Annotated in this window: 16 protein-coding genes; 7 read left to right on the forward strand and 9 right to left on the reverse strand. The window is 67.6% G+C overall.

Going from position 1 to position 15273, the window contains the following annotated elements; all coding sequences use genetic code 11:
* A partial coding sequence (locus ACRDTL_RS04690) for a GreA/GreB family elongation factor (RefSeq protein WP_431505570.1) occupies nt 1-140 on the forward strand: 140 nt, incomplete at its 5' end.
* 77 nt (nt 141-217) lie between these two features.
* Here the strand turns inward: ACRDTL_RS04690 and ACRDTL_RS04695 are convergent.
* From ACRDTL_RS04695 to ACRDTL_RS04715, 5 genes are all read right to left on the reverse strand, one after another.
* Nucleotides 218-1372: a cystathionine gamma-synthase gene (locus ACRDTL_RS04695; protein ID WP_431505557.1), complete on the reverse strand. Its 1155-nt coding sequence runs from the start codon at nt 1370-1372 to the stop codon at nt 218-220.
* Between the two features lie 28 nt (nt 1373-1400).
* Nucleotides 1401-1829: a DUF2752 domain-containing protein gene (locus ACRDTL_RS04700; protein ID WP_431505571.1), complete on the reverse strand. Its 429-nt coding sequence runs from the start codon at nt 1827-1829 to the stop codon at nt 1401-1403.
* 5 nt (nt 1830-1834) lie between these two features.
* Entirely contained in the window at nt 1835-2278 is a 444-nt protein-coding gene (locus ACRDTL_RS04705) for a CD225/dispanin family protein (protein ID WP_431505558.1), read from the reverse strand.
* A 104-nt stretch (nt 2279-2382) separates the two neighbouring features.
* On the reverse strand, nt 2383-3789 hold the full coding sequence (locus ACRDTL_RS04710; protein WP_431505559.1) for a cystathionine beta-synthase: 1407 nt from the start codon (nt 3787-3789) through the stop codon (nt 2383-2385).
* 31 nt (nt 3790-3820) lie between these two features.
* Nucleotides 3821-4867, reverse strand: coding sequence for an alpha/beta hydrolase fold domain-containing protein (locus tag ACRDTL_RS04715; RefSeq protein ID WP_431505560.1), 1047 nt, complete (start codon nt 4865-4867; stop codon nt 3821-3823).
* 234 nt (nt 4868-5101) lie between these two features.
* On the opposite strand from ACRDTL_RS04715, the gene ACRDTL_RS04720 reads away from it, so the two are divergent.
* Together ACRDTL_RS04720 and ACRDTL_RS04725 are read left to right on the forward strand one after the other, a co-directional pair.
* Entirely contained in the window at nt 5102-6067 is a 966-nt protein-coding gene (locus ACRDTL_RS04720; protein ID WP_431505561.1) for an SGNH/GDSL hydrolase family protein, read from the forward strand.
* A 43-nt stretch (nt 6068-6110) separates the two neighbouring features.
* Nucleotides 6111-7328, forward strand: a complete 1218-nt coding sequence (locus tag ACRDTL_RS04725) for an acetyl-CoA C-acetyltransferase (protein ID WP_431505562.1) — start codon at nt 6111-6113, stop codon at nt 7326-7328.
* A 47-nt stretch (nt 7329-7375) separates the two neighbouring features.
* Here ACRDTL_RS04725 and ACRDTL_RS04730 read toward each other — a convergent pair whose 3' ends face one another.
* Both ACRDTL_RS04730 and ACRDTL_RS04735 read right to left on the reverse strand, forming a co-directional pair.
* A complete protein-coding gene (locus ACRDTL_RS04730; protein WP_431505563.1) occupies nt 7376-8233 on the reverse strand; it encodes a hypothetical protein in 858 nt (285 codons plus the stop codon).
* A gap of 60 nt (nt 8234-8293) precedes the next feature.
* Complete coding sequence (locus tag ACRDTL_RS04735; protein WP_431505564.1) at nt 8294-9148, reverse strand: Bax inhibitor-1/YccA family protein; 855 nt, start codon at nt 9146-9148, stop codon at nt 8294-8296.
* 185 nt (nt 9149-9333) lie between these two features.
* Between ACRDTL_RS04735 and ACRDTL_RS04740 the strand changes: the two genes are divergently transcribed.
* Both ACRDTL_RS04740 and ACRDTL_RS04745 read left to right on the forward strand, forming a co-directional pair.
* Nucleotides 9334-10383 (forward strand): enoyl-CoA hydratase/isomerase family protein, encoded by a 1050-nt coding sequence (locus ACRDTL_RS04740; RefSeq protein ID WP_431505565.1) that lies wholly within the window; start codon nt 9334-9336, stop codon nt 10381-10383.
* Nucleotides 10380-11153, forward strand: a complete 774-nt coding sequence (locus ACRDTL_RS04745; protein ID WP_431505566.1) for an enoyl-CoA hydratase — start codon at nt 10380-10382, stop codon at nt 11151-11153. Before ACRDTL_RS04740 ends, ACRDTL_RS04745 begins: the two co-directional genes overlap by 4 nt.
* Here the strand turns inward: ACRDTL_RS04745 and ACRDTL_RS04750 are convergent.
* A complete protein-coding gene (locus ACRDTL_RS04750) occupies nt 11150-11521 on the reverse strand; it encodes a rhodanese-like domain-containing protein (protein WP_431505572.1) in 372 nt (123 codons plus the stop codon). The genes ACRDTL_RS04745 and ACRDTL_RS04750 overlap by 4 nt on opposite strands.
* Before the next feature lie 110 nt (nt 11522-11631).
* On the reverse strand, nt 11632-12189 hold the full coding sequence (locus tag ACRDTL_RS04755) for a cysteine dioxygenase (RefSeq protein WP_431505567.1): 558 nt from the start codon (nt 12187-12189) through the stop codon (nt 11632-11634).
* Between the two features lie 205 nt (nt 12190-12394).
* On the opposite strand from ACRDTL_RS04755, the gene ACRDTL_RS04760 reads away from it, so the two are divergent.
* Nucleotides 12395-13435, forward strand: coding sequence for a patatin-like phospholipase family protein (locus ACRDTL_RS04760; protein ID WP_431505568.1), 1041 nt, complete (start codon nt 12395-12397; stop codon nt 13433-13435).
* 5 nt (nt 13436-13440) lie between these two features.
* Nucleotides 13441-15129 carry a CocE/NonD family hydrolase gene (locus tag ACRDTL_RS04765; protein ID WP_431505569.1) on the forward strand — a complete coding sequence of 563 codons (1689 nt, stop codon included), beginning with the start codon at nt 13441-13443 and terminating at the stop codon, nt 15127-15129.
* Nucleotides 15130-15273: the final 144 nt, after the last annotated feature.

Below are 15273 nucleotides of genomic sequence, written 5' to 3' on the forward strand. Positions count from 1 at the left end.
AGCTCGAGGTGTACTCGCCGAATTCGCCGCTGGGTGGCGCGCTGCTCGACGCGAAGGTCGGCGAAACCCGCAGCTACACGGTGCCCAACGGCAACAGCGTCGAGGTGACGTTGGTCAGCGCGGAGCCGTACCACTCCTAGTGGCGACACTTTCTGGGTGAGCAGACGCAAAAGCCCCCAAAACCGGCGGTTTTGAGGGGCTTTTGCGTCTGCTCGCGCTACTGCCGCAGTGCCTGGTCGAGGTCGGCGAGCAGATCGTCGATGTCTTCGATGCCCACCGAGAGCCGCACGAGATCGTCGGGCACCTCTAATTGCGAGCCGGCCGTCGACGCGTGGGTCATCGCGGCCGGGTACTCGATCAGCGACTCCACCCCGCCCAGCGACTCGGCCAGGATGAATACTTCGGTGTTGGCGCACAGGCTTTCGGCTGCCGGCCGTCCGCCGCGCATCCGCACCGACACCATCCCGCCGAACCCGCGCATCTGCCGCACGGCCACGTCATGGCCGGGATGACTGGGCAGCCCCGGATACAGCACGGTGCCGATCGACGGATGCCCGGCAAGGAATTCCGCGACCGCAGCGGCGTTCTCGCCGTGCCGTTGCATCCGCAGCACCAGCGTCTTCAGCCCGCGGATGGCCAGGTAGGCGTCGAACGGCCCGGGCACCGCCCCGGCCCCGTTCTGCAGGAAGCCGAACGCGGCGTCCAGCTCCTCGTCGTTGGTGAGCAGCGCACCGCCGACCACGTCGGAGTGACCGCCGATGTACTTGGTGGTCGAGTGCAGCACGATGTCGGCGCCCAGCGTCAACGGTTGCTGCAATGCGGGTGAGGCAAAGGTGTTGTCCACCAACACCTTTGCCTCCTGTTCGGCCGCCAGCCCGGCGATCGCGGCGATGTCGGCGATAGACAGCAGCGGGTTCGTCGGTGTTTCCACCCAGATCAGCCGGGTCTGCGGGGTGATCGCGACGCGGACAGCATCGAGATCCGACAGCGCGACCGGCGTGTACGCGACCCCCCAATGGGTGAACACCTTGTCGATCAAGCGGAATGTGCCGCCGTAGGCGTCGTCCGGGATGACCACATGATCGCCGGGGCGCAGCACCGCCCGCAGGGCACAGTCGCCGGCCGCCATGCCGGAGCTGAACGCGCGGCCGAACCTGGCCTCTTCGACGGCGGCCAGTGAGGCTTCCAGCGCGGCGCGAGTCGGGTTGTCGCTACGGGCGTATTCGAACCCGGCGCGCAGCTTTCCGACGCCGTCCTGGGCGAACGTGCTGGCCGTATAGATCGGCGGATTGACCGCGCCGGTCGACGGGTCGGTGTGATAGCCCGCGTGAATGGCCTTAGTTGCAAGGCCGGCGGCGCGCTGTTCGCTCATCAACGAACAGCCTAGCGAGGCGCGGCCGTCACACCCGCAGCGCGGTGAACGGCCCGAACGGCAGGTTGCGCACCACCAACCATGCCGACACCAGCAGCAGCGTCAGCGGTGCTGCCCAGCGATAACGCTGCCAACTCCAGACCGACCGGCCGGCCACCCGTCCGTACACCCACGCCGCATACGCCCACACCAGCAACACCAGCGCCGCCAGTCCCAGCGCGTTGAACTTCGCGGCGGCCAACAGGTCGCCGTGCATAACCGAGTACAACATTCGCAGACTGCCGCAGCCGGGACAGTCCAAGCCGAGTAGCAGCTTGGTCGGGCACACCGGAAGTGGCCCACCCGGTGTGGTCGGCTCGGCCCACCACACCACCGCGCAGCCCAACACCGCGGCAACGGCAACCCCGACTGGGGCGCCAAGACGCAGCGAGATTGGCGCGGTCCGGCGCGCCGTCAATTCGATCAAGATTCCGGCGCTGACATTCCCGCGATGTTGAGGACGATCACGATCAGAATGACGATGGCGCCGACGATCGCCGACCAAATCGCCCACTTCTTGGCGTCCTCGGACGCCTTGTGCGCTTCGGCGTACCTGCCCTGTCCCCACAAACCGGACACCTGGCTCGCTTTCACGATCGACACGATGCCCAGCGGCAGGCAGCAGAACAGGGTCGTCAGGATGGCCCAGACGAGGTAGGTGTCGGGTTGCGTCGCATAGCCGGGCGGTCCCTGGGGCGGATAGCCGGGCGGTCCCTGTGGCGGATAGCCGGGCGGTCCCTGTGGCGGATAGCCGCCGCCCTGCGGCGGAGGGGGCGGCGGATACCCACCGGGAGGCGGCGGCGGATACCCACCGGGAGGCGGCGGCGGATAGTTTCCCGACGGTGGGCCAGGCGGTTGTTCGGTCATCGGCGACTTCCTCGCTAGGGCTGAGTTAGCTGAATGCAGCGCTGCAGTACGCTACCCGAGTCCACCCGCCGACAAAGCGCAATATCCGGATCGTAGCGGCGAATTTACCGGCGCCGCGGCCCCTCGGAGAGGAACCCCAGCAAGTCGTACCGGGTGATGACCCCGACCGGCTTGCCCTCCTCCACAACCATCACCGCGTCCCAGTCCCGCAGCGCCTTGCCGAGCGCACCGATCAACTCGCCCGCCCCGATCATCGGCAACGCGGGGCTCATATGCAGTGCGACGGCGTCGGCGAGCTTCGCGCGGCCCTCGAAGACCGCAGACAGCAATTCGCGTTCCGACACGCTGCCGGCGACCTCGCCGGCCATCACCGGCGGTTCGGCACCGACAACAGGCATCTGGGAGACCCCGTACTCACGCAGGATGCCGATGGCATCACGCACGGTCTCCGACGGGTGGGTGTGCACCAGGTCGGGCAGCGCACCGGACTTTCGGCGCAGCACATCACCGACCGTGGGCTCTTCGATGGTGCCGTCCAGCCGGGTGCGCAGGAATCCGTACGACGACATCCAGGCATCGTTGAAGATCTTCGACAGGTAGCCGCGACCGCCGTCGGGCAGCAGCACGACGATCAGCGCGTCGGGTCCGGCGTGCTCGGCCACCTTCAGCGCGGCCACCACCGCCATCCCGCAGGACCCGCCGACCAGCATCGCCTCTTCGCGAGCCAGCCGCCTGGTCATGTTGAACGAATCGGAGTCGGAAACCGCGATGACCTCGTCGGGCACGCTGGGGTCGTAGGCCGCCGGCCAGAAATCCTCGCCGACCCCCTCGACCAGGTACGGGCGGCCGGTCCCGCCCGAGTACACCGAGCCTTCCGGGTCAGCGCCGATCACCCGTACCGGCCCTTGTGGGCGGCCGGCGGAGACATCTTTGAGATAGCGGCCGGCGCCGGTGATTGTGCCGCCGGTGCCGATACCGGCGACGAAGTGGGTGACCTGCCCGTCGGTGTCGGCCCAGATTTCCGGGCCGGTGGTCTCGTAGTGGCTGGCCGGGCCCTCGGGGTTGGAGTACTGGTCGGGCTTCCAGGCGCCCTCGATCTCGGTGACCAGCCGGTCGGACACGCTGTAGTAGCTGTTCGGATGGTCGGGCGGCAGCGCCGTCGGGCACACCACCACGTCGGCGCCGTAGGCACGCAGCACGTTCTGCTTGTCCTCGCTGACCTTGTCCGGGCAGACGAACACACACTTGTAGCCGCGGCGCTGCGCGACCAGCGCCAACCCGACGCCGGTGTTGCCCGAAGTGGGTTCGACGATCGTGCCGCCCGGCTTCAGCTGCCCGCCCGCTTCGGCGGCGTCGATCATCTTCGCCGCGATGCGGTCCTTGCTGCTCAACCCGGGATTGAGGTATTCGACCTTGGCGATGACCTGCCCGGCCCCTTGGGGAACGACCGAGTTCAGCTGAACCAGTGGGGTATTGCCGATGAGTTCACTGATGTGCCGGGCGATCCGCATACCTTCATAGTCTCAGGTACCGGAGCCTTGCTCACCCGGTGGCCTCCCGGATGTACTCGCCGATCTGGCGCAGTGAGCGCGTCGCCTCCGGGACCACCGGCGCGGCGAGCTGGAAGTCGTGAATCTGGCCGGGCCAGACCCGAACCTCGGCCGGAACACCGGCGGCTGCCAGCTTTCCGGCTGCTAACTGCGCATCGTGCAGCAACACCTCGGAGCCGGATACGTGGATCAACGTCCGGGGCAGGCCGGGTTCGATGTGGTCGAGCGGCTCATAGAGCTCTGCCGGCTTGCCGTCGTGTTTGGAGGCGGCGCTGGCGACCAGCGCAACCAGGGCGTCGAATGCCTTGGCCGGGAACATCGCGTCTGTCTTGATGTTGGGATGCGACTGTTTGGGTCCCTTGGCAAGCTGCATCAACGGCGAGATCGCCACCATCGCCGCCGGTTCCTCGTTCTCCTGCTGCAACCGCTGGGCCAGCGCCAACGCCAGGTAGCCGCCCGCGGAGTCGCCGGCGAGCACGATCTGGTCCGGGTCATAGCCGCGCAACCGCAGCCAACGGTAGGCGTCGTAGCAGTCATCGAGGGCCATGTCGACCGAATGCTTGGGGATCAGCCGGTAGTTGACCACCAGGACCGGGGAGTCGGCGTACCGCGACAGGGCATTGACGATCCTGCTGTGCGAGTTGGCCCCGCAGGTCAGGAACGCGCCGCCGTGCAGGTACAGCACCACTCGCCGGTTCCCGTCCGCCGGCAGCACCCCGGGGGCACGCACCAGCTGTGCGGTCGCGTTGGGCAGGCCCACGGTGGCGCGGACGGTGCCCGGAGCCGGCAACAATATGCGTGATGCAAAGTCGATGAGGCCGAACGGCCAGGGCACGCGCGGGACATGGCTGAACACGGCCAACGTGGGTCGGACCGTCAAATGCGTTGCCAGCTCCACCAGCCGGGCGGCCATGCTGGGACCACTCTCGGTGACCTCGACGGGTACCCCGTCGCTGATCGGGAATCGGCGCGCCCGGAGCGTGTCACGGGCGCCGAGATGATTACGTGGATTGGCGGATACTCTTGTCGCTGCGGTCATGCTCAACTCCTACGCCGTGTAGTCAGTCGACGAAGTAGCAGAGCATGTGGTTCAGCTCTTGCCTCTAGAGGCATACCCGAATCGGTGCTCAGCTAACCTCGCAAACCTAGCTTGACACCCGTTAACACTTCAACAATCAAAGAGTCGTATTCGATATCACATTTGATCCACACTGTTACCTCGATCGCGTCTCCACCGCCGGATCGTCGGCCGCAGCCGACCTAAACTGACCATGTGGAGCTTCACGCGCCGCGGCGTTCGACGATTGCGCTGGCCGCTGTGGGTGCGCTGGCGTCGACGGGCACGGCCTACGTGGGCGCGCGCAACCTATTGATCGGTCAGGCCGAACGTGCCCGCAGAATCATTCCTAAGGCCTGGAATGTTCCGCCGCGAGCCGACGGTGTGTACACCCCGGCCGGTGGGCCCGTGCAGCGGTGGCAGCGCGGAATGCCCGTCGATCTGCACCTGATGGTCTTCGGCGACTCGACCGCCACCGGGTACGGCTGTCGCAGCGCCGACGACGTGCCCGGTGTGCTGCTCGCCCGGGGACTCGCCGAGCGGAGCAGCAAACACGTCAGGTTGAGCACCAAGGCGATCGTCGGGGCCACGTCCAAGGGGCTGTCCGGACAGGTCGACGCAATGTTCGTGGCCGGACCGCCACCGGATGCGGCGGTGATCATGATCGGCGCCAACGACATCACCGCGCTCAACGGCATCCGGCCGTCGGCGCGGCGGCTCGGCGCAGCGGTACGGCGGCTGTGTGCCGGCGGCGCCGCGGTCGCGGTCGCCACCTGCCCCGACTTCGGGGTCATCACCGCGATCCCCCAGCCGCTGCGCTGGGCGACACACGCCCGTGGCCTGCGGCTGGCCCGCGCCCAGGCGGTCGCCGTCCGGGCGGCCGGCGGTATACCGGTAGCGCTGGCCGACCTGCTGGCGTCGAACTTTCTGCAGTCGCCGGCGCTGTTGCTGTCCGAGGACCAGTACCACCCGTCGGCGGCTGGGTACGCGCTGCTGGCCGATCAGCTGCTGCCCGCGTTGTGCGACGCGCTGGGTGAATCCAGCGGCGACCTGACGCCCGCGTTGCCGTCGGTCACGGAGGCGATCGACACCGCCCCGCACCGCCGCCGGGTCATCGTGTCGAGACTGCTGCGACGGCACACCACCGGGGTGCCGGCACCCATCGTCGTGCCGGCGGACTGATAGCGGCTAGATTCGGGTTAGCCCATACCTGAAGGAGCCGACCGTGCCGGAAGCTGTCATCGTCTCAACTACCCGCTCACCGATCGGCCGCGCCGCCAAGGGATCGTTGGTCAGCATACGGCCCGACGACCTGGCTACTCAGATCGTGCGCGCCGCGCTGGACAAAGTGCCCGCGCTGAATCCGCACCAGATCGACGACCTGATGATGGGATGCGGCCTGCCGGGCGGCGAATCCGGGTTCAATATCGCGCGCGTGGTCGCCGTCGAACTCGGCTATGACTTCCTGCCGGGCACTACCGTCACCCGGTACTGCTCGTCGTCACTGCAGACCACCCGGATGGCATTTCACGCGATCAAGGCCGGCGAGGGCGACGCGTTCATCTCGGCCGGCGTGGAGACGGTGTCGCGGTTCGGCAAGGGCAGCGCGGACTCCTGGCCGGACACCAAGAACCCGCTGTTCGCCGATGCCCAGGAACGCTCGGAGGCGGCCGCGGCCGGCGCCGATGAATGGCACGATCCGCGCGCCGACGGCGCGCTGCCCGACGTCTACATCGCGATGGGCCAGACTGCCGAGAATGTCGTGTTGCTGACCGGGATCAGCCGCGAAGACCAGGACCACTGGGGAGTGCGCAGCCAGAACCGCGCCGAGGATGCGATCAAAAGCGGTTTCTTCGAGCGCGAGATCACGCCGGTCACCCTGCCCGACGGCAGCACCGTCAGCGTCGACGACGGCCCGCGGCCGGGTACGACGTATGAGAAGGTCAGCCAGCTCAAGCCGGTGTTTCGGCCCAACGGCACCGTGACCGCCGGCAACGCCTGCCCGCTCAACGACGGCGCTGCCGCGGTGGTGATCACCAGCGACACCAAGGCCAAGCAGCTCGGCCTGACCCCGCTGGCGCGCATCGTGGCCACCGGGGTGAGCGGGCTGTCCCCGGAGATCATGGGCCTGGGCCCGATCGAAGCCACCAAGAAAGCGCTGGTCAACGCCGGCATGTCGATCGGCGACATCGACCTGGTCGAGATCAACGAGGCGTTCGCGGTGCAGGTGCTGGCTTCCGCCCGCGAATTGGGCATCGACGAGGACAAGCTGAACATCTCCGGCGGCGCGATTGCCCTCGGCCACCCGTTCGGGATGACCGGCGCCCGGATCACGGCCACGCTGCTGAACAACCTGCAGACCCAGGACAAGACGTTCGGCCTGGAAACCATGTGTGTCGGCGGCGGTCAGGGCATGGCGATGGTCCTGGAGCGGCTCGCGTAAGCGTTGACTCTGCGCCTACCAGGCAAAACTGCGAGTGGGGCGGCTGGTCACCGCAGAGTCAACGTGTCCCAGGCCCGCTGGACTCGGTATATGACGTCGCGACCGCGATGTTCGGACAGCACCCTGATATGAGTCCAGCCCATCCGGCATATGTACTCCAGCCGTTCGACGTCCTTGACGTAGTGCGGGCGGCTCGTCCGATGATGATCACCGTCGTATTCGACGGCCAGCATGATGTCTTCCCAGCCCATGTCGAGGAAGTACCGGGGAAAGCCATCCACACCCGGCACGGGAATCTGGGTCCGAGGCTTGGGGAAGCCGGCACGGATGAGCAACAACCGCAACCACGTTTCCTTCGGCGACTGGGCCCCTGCGTCGACGAGATCCAATGCCGCTTCCAATTGGCGCAGGCCGCGGGTGTGACGATGGTTGCCGGCCAGTTCCTTGACGTCGCTCACCTTGAAGTCGGTGGCGGCGGCAAGCGCATCAAGGCCGGCGACGGCGCGGCTTATGGTTCCACGCCTGCCGATGTCGAATGCGGTGCGCTCCGGCGTCGTCAGGCAAAGACCGTCGACCATTCGGGTTTCGCCGTCCAGCAGCAGTTCATGGCGGGTCCTGACGCCCTTCGGTCCCCTGGCGTTGCACCAGATCAATTCGATCAATGCGTCGTCATCGACCCATTTCGCCCCGTGTAGCGCCGAGGCTGCCAGACCGGCGATCACTGCCTGGCGCCCCGACCAGAGCCAGGCAGCCAACGTGCGTTGCAGCAGCGACGGCGGGAGCCGTTTCTCCACATAGACGTTCGGCATGATCCGTTGGTAGTACTTGTCCAACTCGTGCCAGCTGATAAGTCCTGCCGCAAGTGCCTCAGAGCCAATGAACGGCTGCTTCCCCAGTGCCCCCATGCGGACATCGTGGCGGGGGCCACCGACACTGCGCCGTCAGCGCAGAGTCAACCCGCGCGGCTAGTCGCTCTGCAGGTAACTGAGCAGGCGCAGAATCTCGATGTAGAGCCAGACCAGCGTGACGGTCAGGCCCAGCGCGATGCCCCACGCCGCCTTCTCCGGCGCCCCGGCGCGGATCATCTGGTCGGCGGCGTCGAAGTCGATGAGGAAGGTGAACGCCGCAATACCGATGCAGACCAGCGAGAAGATGATCGCCAGCGGCCCGCCGCTGCGCAGTCCCAGGCCCTCGCCGTGGCCGACGCCGAACATTCCGAGCACCAGATTTCCGATCATCAGGGCCAGCACACCGAACAGGCCGGCAATGACCATCCGGGTGAACTTCGGCGTGACCCGGATGGCGCCGGTCTTGTAGACGACCAGCATGCCCGCGAACACCCCGAGCGTGCCCAGAATCGCCTGCCCGATCAGCACGCTGGCGTGGGTGGACGACACCACGAGGTTGGTCAGCATGAACGAGAAAGCGCCGAGGAACAGGCCCTCCAGCGCGGCGTAGGTCAGCACGATCGCCGGGCTGTCCTGCTTGCGGCCGAACATGGCGATCAGCACCAACGCCAGACCACCGAACGCGCCGACGAAGGTGAACGGGCCGGCCAGCGCCTGGTTGCCCTCCACCAGGAAGTAGGAGAGGACCGCGACCGCCGACAGCACCGCCAGCGTGATTCCGGTCTTGGTGACGACGTCGTCGATGGTCAGCGGGCGGGCGACACCGGCCCGCTGATCGACATACGGGGCTGCATAGGGGTCGGTCTGATGCCCGTACTGGGTCCCGGCGCCGGCCGTGCCCGTGCCGAACTGCGCGTATCCGCCCCGCTGCTTGGGCAGCGAGCGAAATACCGGGTTGCTAGTCTCCCGCACCGTCGGATCCTCTCTTCTCCTGTGACGTGAAGCTGTGAACACCTGCTCAACGAACTGTGGTCCGGCCGGGGTTCCCGGCGCAGAAACCTTACTTCAAGACTTCAAGTAAACCTTACCCGCGGGAAGCGCGGTGCGGGTAACGATCTAAATTGCTGGTCAGCATCCAACGAGGGGAGACCACGCGCGTGACGGGCGAATCCGATGAGATCTTGAGCCGCGTTGACAACGGCATCGGCTTTGTGACCCTCAACCGCCCGAAGGCGATCAACTCGTTGAACCAGAACATGGTCAATGTGCTGAGTGCGGTGCTCACCGAATGGGAACGCGACGACGCGGTGCGTGCGGTGGTGCTTTCCGGGGCCGGGGACCGCGGGCTGTGCGCCGGCGGCGACGTGGTGGCGATCTACCACAGCGCCCGCGCCGACGGGGTTGCCGCGCGGCGGTTCTGGTACGACGAGTATCTGCTCAACGCCCAAATCGGCCGGTTCGGCAAGCCGTACGTGTCGCTGATGGACGGCATCGTGATGGGCGGCGGCGTGGGCGTCGGCTCGCACGCCAACATCCGGGTGGTCACCGATACCACCAAAATGGCAATGCCCGAGGTGGGCATCGGGTTCATTCCCGACGTCGGCGGCACCTATCTGTTGTCGCGGGCACCCGGGTCGCTGGGTCTGCAGGTTGCCCTGACCGGCACGCCGTTTTCCGGTGCCGACGCGATCGCACTGGGATTCGCCGACCACTACGTGCCCCACGACAAACTCGAGCAGTTCAGCCGGACGATCATCGACGAAGGCGTCGAGCGTGCGCTCGCCGAGCATGCGGTCGAATCGCCACCGAGCGGTCTTGTCGCGCAACGAGGCTGGATCGACGACTGCTATGACAGTCTCACCGTTGCCGATATCGTGGCGGCGCTGCGCAGTCACGGCGCCCAGCCGGCCAATGATGCGGCCGACGTGATCGTGACCCGCTCCCCCATCGCGCTGTCGGTGGCGTTGGAGTCGGTCCGCCGCGCCGCCAAGCTGGCCACGCTGGAAGATGTTCTGACGCAAGAGTATCGAGTGTCGTGTGGGTCGCTGCGCTCACATGACCTGGTGGAGGGCATCCGTGCCCAACTAGTCGACAAGGACCGCAATCCGACGTGGTCGCCCGCGAGCCTGGCGGAAGTCACCGCGCCCGACGTGGAGGCGTATTTCGCACCCGCAGAGCCCGACCTGACTTTTGAGGAGAAGGTATGACCTACGAGACCATTTTGGTCGAGCGCGACGGCCGCGTCGGCACCATCACGCTGAACCGGCCGCAGGCGCTCAACGCACTGAACAGCCAGATGATGAACGAAGTCACCGGTGCCGCAGCCGAATTCGACAACGACGCGGGCATCGGCGCGATCATCATCACCGGTTCGGCGAAAGCGTTCGCCGCGGGCGCGGACATCAAGGAAATGTCGCAGTTGTCGTTCGCCGATGCCTTCGGAGCCGACTACTTCGCCACGTGGGCCAAGCTGGCGGCCGTTCGCACCCCGACGATCGCCGCGGTGGCCGGACACGCGCTGGGCGGCGGTTGCGAGCTGGCGATGATGTGCGATGTGCTGATCGCCGCCGACACGGCGAAATTCGGCCAGCCGGAGATCAAGCTCGGCGTGCTGCCCGGCATGGGCGGCTCGCAGCGGCTGACCCGTGCGATCGGCAAGGCCAAAGCGATGGACCTGATCCTGACCGGTCGCACCATCGACGCCACCGAGGCCGAGCGCAGCGGCCTGGTGGCGCGGGTCGTCCCGGCCGACGACCTGCTGTCCGAGGCCAGGGCCGTCGCGACCACCATCGCGCAGATGTCGCTGTCGGCGACGCGGATGGCCAAGGAGGCCGTCAACCGCGCCTTCGAATCCACCTTGGCCGAAGGGCTGCTCTGCGAACGTCGGCTGTTCCATTCGACGTTCGCGACCGACGACCAGTCCGAGGGAATGGCCGCGTTCATCGAGAAACGCCCCGCCAACTTCACCCACCGTTAGGTCAAAACGCCGGCGGCGGCCAGCGCGTGGTAGCCGCCGACCACGTCGGTGGCGCGGCGCAGGCCCAGATCCTGCAGGGCGGCCGCAGCCAGGCTGGAGGTGTAACCCTCCGAGCAGAGGATGACCCATTCGACGTCGTCACCGACGGCATGCGGCAGCCGGGCGTCGCTGGTGGGGTCGCAGCGCCACTCCAGCACGTTGCGTTCGATCAGCAGAGCCCCCGGCACCTCGCCTTCGGCGGCGCGCTGGGCGTGCGGCCGGATGTCGACGAGCACCGCGCCGCGGCGCAGCGCGGCGGGCACCTCGTCGGCGGCCACCCGGCGCAACCGGCCGCGCGCCGTAGCCAGCACGTCGTCGATGCGGCTCATCGCCTGATTGCCCGCCTCGCCCCCTCGCCGCTGCGCGGCTGGGGGTGCTCCCACCTCATCACGCTCCGCGTCCCCAGCTGCGCGTGGACCCCACTGCATCGTCACCGGGCTCAGGCTTCGGGCACGTCGGTCAGCTCGGTGCGCTGGCGGCGCAAGGTGTTTCGGTCCGTGACCTCGTAGTACGACATTGCGCTCAATGGCGGCGAATAAGCATGCACGCTGACGGTTGGCCCGGACAACACAGCCGCAGGGGTCGGCGGCGGAGCCCAAACCAGATCATGTACCCAGCCCAAGGGAAACGCGGCCTGGTCACCGGCGTGAAGCCGGCGCCGCCGCAGGCCCGATCCGGTCCACCGGAACTCGTCCAGCGATCCCGACAGCACGGTCAGCGCCCCGAGCGATCCGCAGTGATCGTGCAGTTCGGTGGCACGAGCCGGCGCCCAACTGATCAGCCAGAGATCGAGTTCGTCGTCGCTGTGGATGCGGGCGAACCATCGTTGGTCGGCGGGCACGCCGTCGGGCGGCAGCAGGTCGTCGTAGTGCCCCGCGAGCACCTCCTGGGCGGCACGGTCGGTGGCGTGCAACAGGTCGGGAGGGCGCAGCCGGGTGGGTGTGGAGACCGACCAGGTGGCCGACGGGCGGGACGCGACGGGATTGGCGATGACCATGGGAGAACTCCAGAGCAGATGGGCGGATGGGGAATCGGCGGCCAGTCAGGGCCGACAACACTCCGAAAACCTGCTGCGCTCCATCACGGCAGGCAGTCTCGCACACAACGACCGGGCACGGTCGGCTCACCGATGCGCGACGAGCGTATACAGGCCGGTCAATCAGCCAAGACGCAATTCGAATCACGCGCGGCAAAATGGACCGATGACCTACACCGACGCCCTTCGTGCGCCGGCGCCCCGGGTGGCGTTGGCGCTCGGCAGCGGCGGCGCGCGGGGCTACGCCCATATTGGGGTGATCGACGAGCTACGCGAGCGCGGCTACCTGATCGTCGGGGTCGCCGGTTCGTCGATGGGCGCCCTGGTCGGTGGCCTGCAGGCCGCCGGACGGCTCGATGACTTCGCCGACTGGGCCAAGGCGCTGACGCAGCGGGCCATGCTGCGGCTGTTGGACCCGTCCATCAGCGCGGCCGGGGTGCTGCGGGCTGAGAAGATCCTCGACGCGGTGCGTGAGATTCTGGGCCCGGTCGCCATCGAGGAGCTGTCGGTCCCGTATACCGCGGTGGCGACCGATCTGATCGCCGGAAAGTCGGTGTGGCTGCAGCGTGGCCCGGTCGACGAGGCCATCCGGGCGTCGATCGCGATTCCCGGGGTGATCGCGCCGCACGTGGTCGACGGGCGGCTGCTCGCCGACGGCGGAATCCTCGACCCATTGCCGATGGCGCCGATAGCCGCGGTCAACGCGGATCTGACCATCGCGGTGAGCCTGTCCGGCGGTGAGACCGAAGCCGAGCGCGAGGCCGAATCCCGGCCCGCGACGGAATGGCTGAACCGCATGGTGCGCGGCACCTCGGCGTTGTTCGATGCCGGCACCGCCCGGTCGCTGCTGGAGCGGCCGGCCGCACGGGCGGTGCTGAGCCGGTTGGGCGCCTCGATCCCGGAGCCCGGGATCGCGCCCGAAGAGGTGGAGTCCCCGGTTGACGATGACGAGGTGGCAGCCGAGGCACCGAAGCTGGGCGGCCGTTTCGAGGTGATGAATCGCACCATCGACATCGCCCAGGCCGCATTGGCCCGCCATACCCTTGCGGCTTATCCGCCCGACCTGCTGATCGAGGTGCCGCGATCGGCCTGCCGCAGCATAGAATTCCACCGCGCGGCCGAGTTGATCGCCGTCGGCCGCGCCCTGGCCGCCCACGCCCTGGACACCATCGACGGCGACCCGTCGCCGCCTGAGCTGGAAAGCTAAACCACATGACCTCACCCGACGCAGCGGCACCCGACCGGCCGTGGAAGCGGCCCGGCTCGGCCCGTTATGCCTTGCAGCGCCTGCGCAGCGTGTTGCGTTGTCCCGTAGAGGTTTACGTCCCGGCACCTGGCGCTGTAGTGGTGCGTCGCGACGTGCCGGCGACGACCCGTGACGGGACCGTGCTGCGCACCAACGTCTTTCTGCCGGCCGGTGACGGCCCGTTTCCGGTGCTGTTGTGCGCACACCCCTACGGCAAGGACAACACCCCCAGGGAAAAGCGGGGCCGGGGTTTCTCGGTGCCGTTTCAGTACCGGGTATTGCGGCAACCTTCGCCGCTGCGGTTTTCTTCTCTGACCGGTTGGGAGGCACCGGATCCGGCGTGGTGGACCGCCCACGGCTTCGCGGTGGTCAATTGCGATCTGCGCGGCGCCGGCCGATCCGACGGCGTGGGTTCGCTGCTGTCCGATCAGGAAGGCGAGGACGTCTACGACGTCGTCGAATGGGCCGCCGGCCAACCGTGGAGCACCGGCGCGGTCGGCATGATCGGGGTGTCCTACCTTGCGATTTCGCAGTGGAAGGCGGCCGCGCTGCGGCCGCCGCACCTCAAGGCGATTGTCCCGTGGGAGGGGTTCACCGACGCCTACCGTGACCTGATGCGCCCGGGCGGCATCCGCGAGCTCGGCTTCGTCAGGCTGTGGAGCCGCGGCGTGCGGACTGCCCGACTGACATACGATGTGGGCCAGGAGAATGCGAATCGGCCGCTGCGCGACGAGTGGTGGCGGGCGTTGGTGCCCGACCTGTCCAAGATCGAGGTGCCGGCACTGATCTGTGGCAGCTTCTCCGACAACAACCTGCACAGCCGCGGATCGGTGCGCGGGTTTGAGCAGATCCGTTCGGCCGACCGGCACCTGTACACCCATCGCGGCGGCAAGTGGACCACGTTCTATTCCGAGACGGCCCTGGCCACCCAGCTGGGATTCCTCGACCGGCACCTGCGCGGCGGCACTGCGGCCGCGCCGCCGCGGGTGCGCCTGGAGGTGCGTGAAGACCGCGACCGTGTCGCAGCGGTCCGCGACGAATCCAGTTGGCCGCCTGCGTCCGCGACCTGGACGCCGCTGTACCTCAGCGACGCGGGCCTGCGCATGACGCCCACCGAGCGAGAAGGCGCCATCGCTTTCGACACCCCTTCCGGCGGAGCACGTTTCGGTTGGACGCTGCCGGCGGACACCGAAATATCCGGTCCGATGGCGCTGCGGCTATTCGTCGAAGCCCGCGGCTGCGACGACGTGAATCTGTTCGTCGGCGTCGAAAAGTGGCGCGGGAAGACCTACGTGCCGTTCGAGGGTTCCTACGGGTTCGGACGCGACCGCATCACCTCCGGGTGGCTGAAGGCGTCGATGCGGGCACTCGACGAAACCGCGTCCCGGCGCTTCGAGCCGGTGCCGGCGCTGGACGCGCGTCATCCGCTGCAGCCGGGCCAGATCGTGCAGGTCGATATCCCGCTCGGTCCGTCGGCGACGCTGTTTCGGGCCGGCGAGCAACTCCGGCTGGTCGTCGCGGGTCGGTGGTTATGGCCACGCAACCCGATCACCGGCCAGTTCCCGGCAGCCTACGAACGTCCGGCACGCGGCAGCGCCACCCTGCATTGGGGCTCGGATCACGGTGCGCGGCTGCTCATTCCGGTGGTCGGCTGAGCATCTGGCGCGAGCGTGCGTGTTCCCGGGCGACACGCCGGGCGTGTTCATATGGTCGTTGCAACGTGCCGATGATTTGTGGAGGTTGCTGTGGCAAGGGGTGACTGGATTCCCAGGTCGGTGAGGCGAGAATTTTTCGATTTG

This window comes from Mycobacterium sp. (genome assembly GCF_050700595.1).
Lineage (GTDB): Bacteria > Actinomycetota > Actinomycetes > Mycobacteriales > Mycobacteriaceae > Mycobacterium.

What these genes read in the sequence shown, in the direction of transcription:
- ACRDTL_RS04695 (WP_431505557.1), bottom strand. Translation starts at nt 1,372, where the DNA reads ATGAGCGAACAGCGCGCCGCCGGCCTTGCAACTAAGGCCATTCACGCG.
- ACRDTL_RS04705 (WP_431505558.1), bottom strand. Translation starts at nt 2,278, where the DNA reads ATGACCGAACAACCGCCTGGCCCACCGTCGGGAAACTATCCGCCGCCG.
- ACRDTL_RS04710 (WP_431505559.1), bottom strand. Translation starts at nt 3,789, where the DNA reads ATGCGGATCGCCCGGCACATCAGTGAACTCATCGGCAATACCCCACTG.
- ACRDTL_RS04715 (WP_431505560.1), bottom strand. Translation starts at nt 4,867, where the DNA reads ATGACCGCAGCGACAAGAGTATCCGCCAATCCACGTAATCATCTCGGC.
- ACRDTL_RS04730 (WP_431505563.1), bottom strand. Translation starts at nt 8,233, where the DNA reads ATGGGGGCACTGGGGAAGCAGCCGTTCATTGGCTCTGAGGCACTTGCG.
- ACRDTL_RS04745 (WP_431505566.1), top strand. Translation starts at nt 10,380, where the DNA reads ATGACCTACGAGACCATTTTGGTCGAGCGCGACGGCCGCGTCGGCACC.
- ACRDTL_RS04750 (WP_431505572.1), bottom strand. Translation starts at nt 11,521, where the DNA reads ATGAGCCGCATCGACGACGTGCTGGCTACGGCGCGCGGCCGGTTGCGC.
- ACRDTL_RS04755 (WP_431505567.1), bottom strand. Translation starts at nt 12,189, where the DNA reads ATGGTCATCGCCAATCCCGTCGCGTCCCGCCCGTCGGCCACCTGGTCG.
- ACRDTL_RS04760 (WP_431505568.1), top strand. Translation starts at nt 12,395, where the DNA reads ATGACCTACACCGACGCCCTTCGTGCGCCGGCGCCCCGGGTGGCGTTG.
- ACRDTL_RS04765 (WP_431505569.1), top strand. Translation starts at nt 13,441, where the DNA reads ATGACCTCACCCGACGCAGCGGCACCCGACCGGCCGTGGAAGCGGCCC.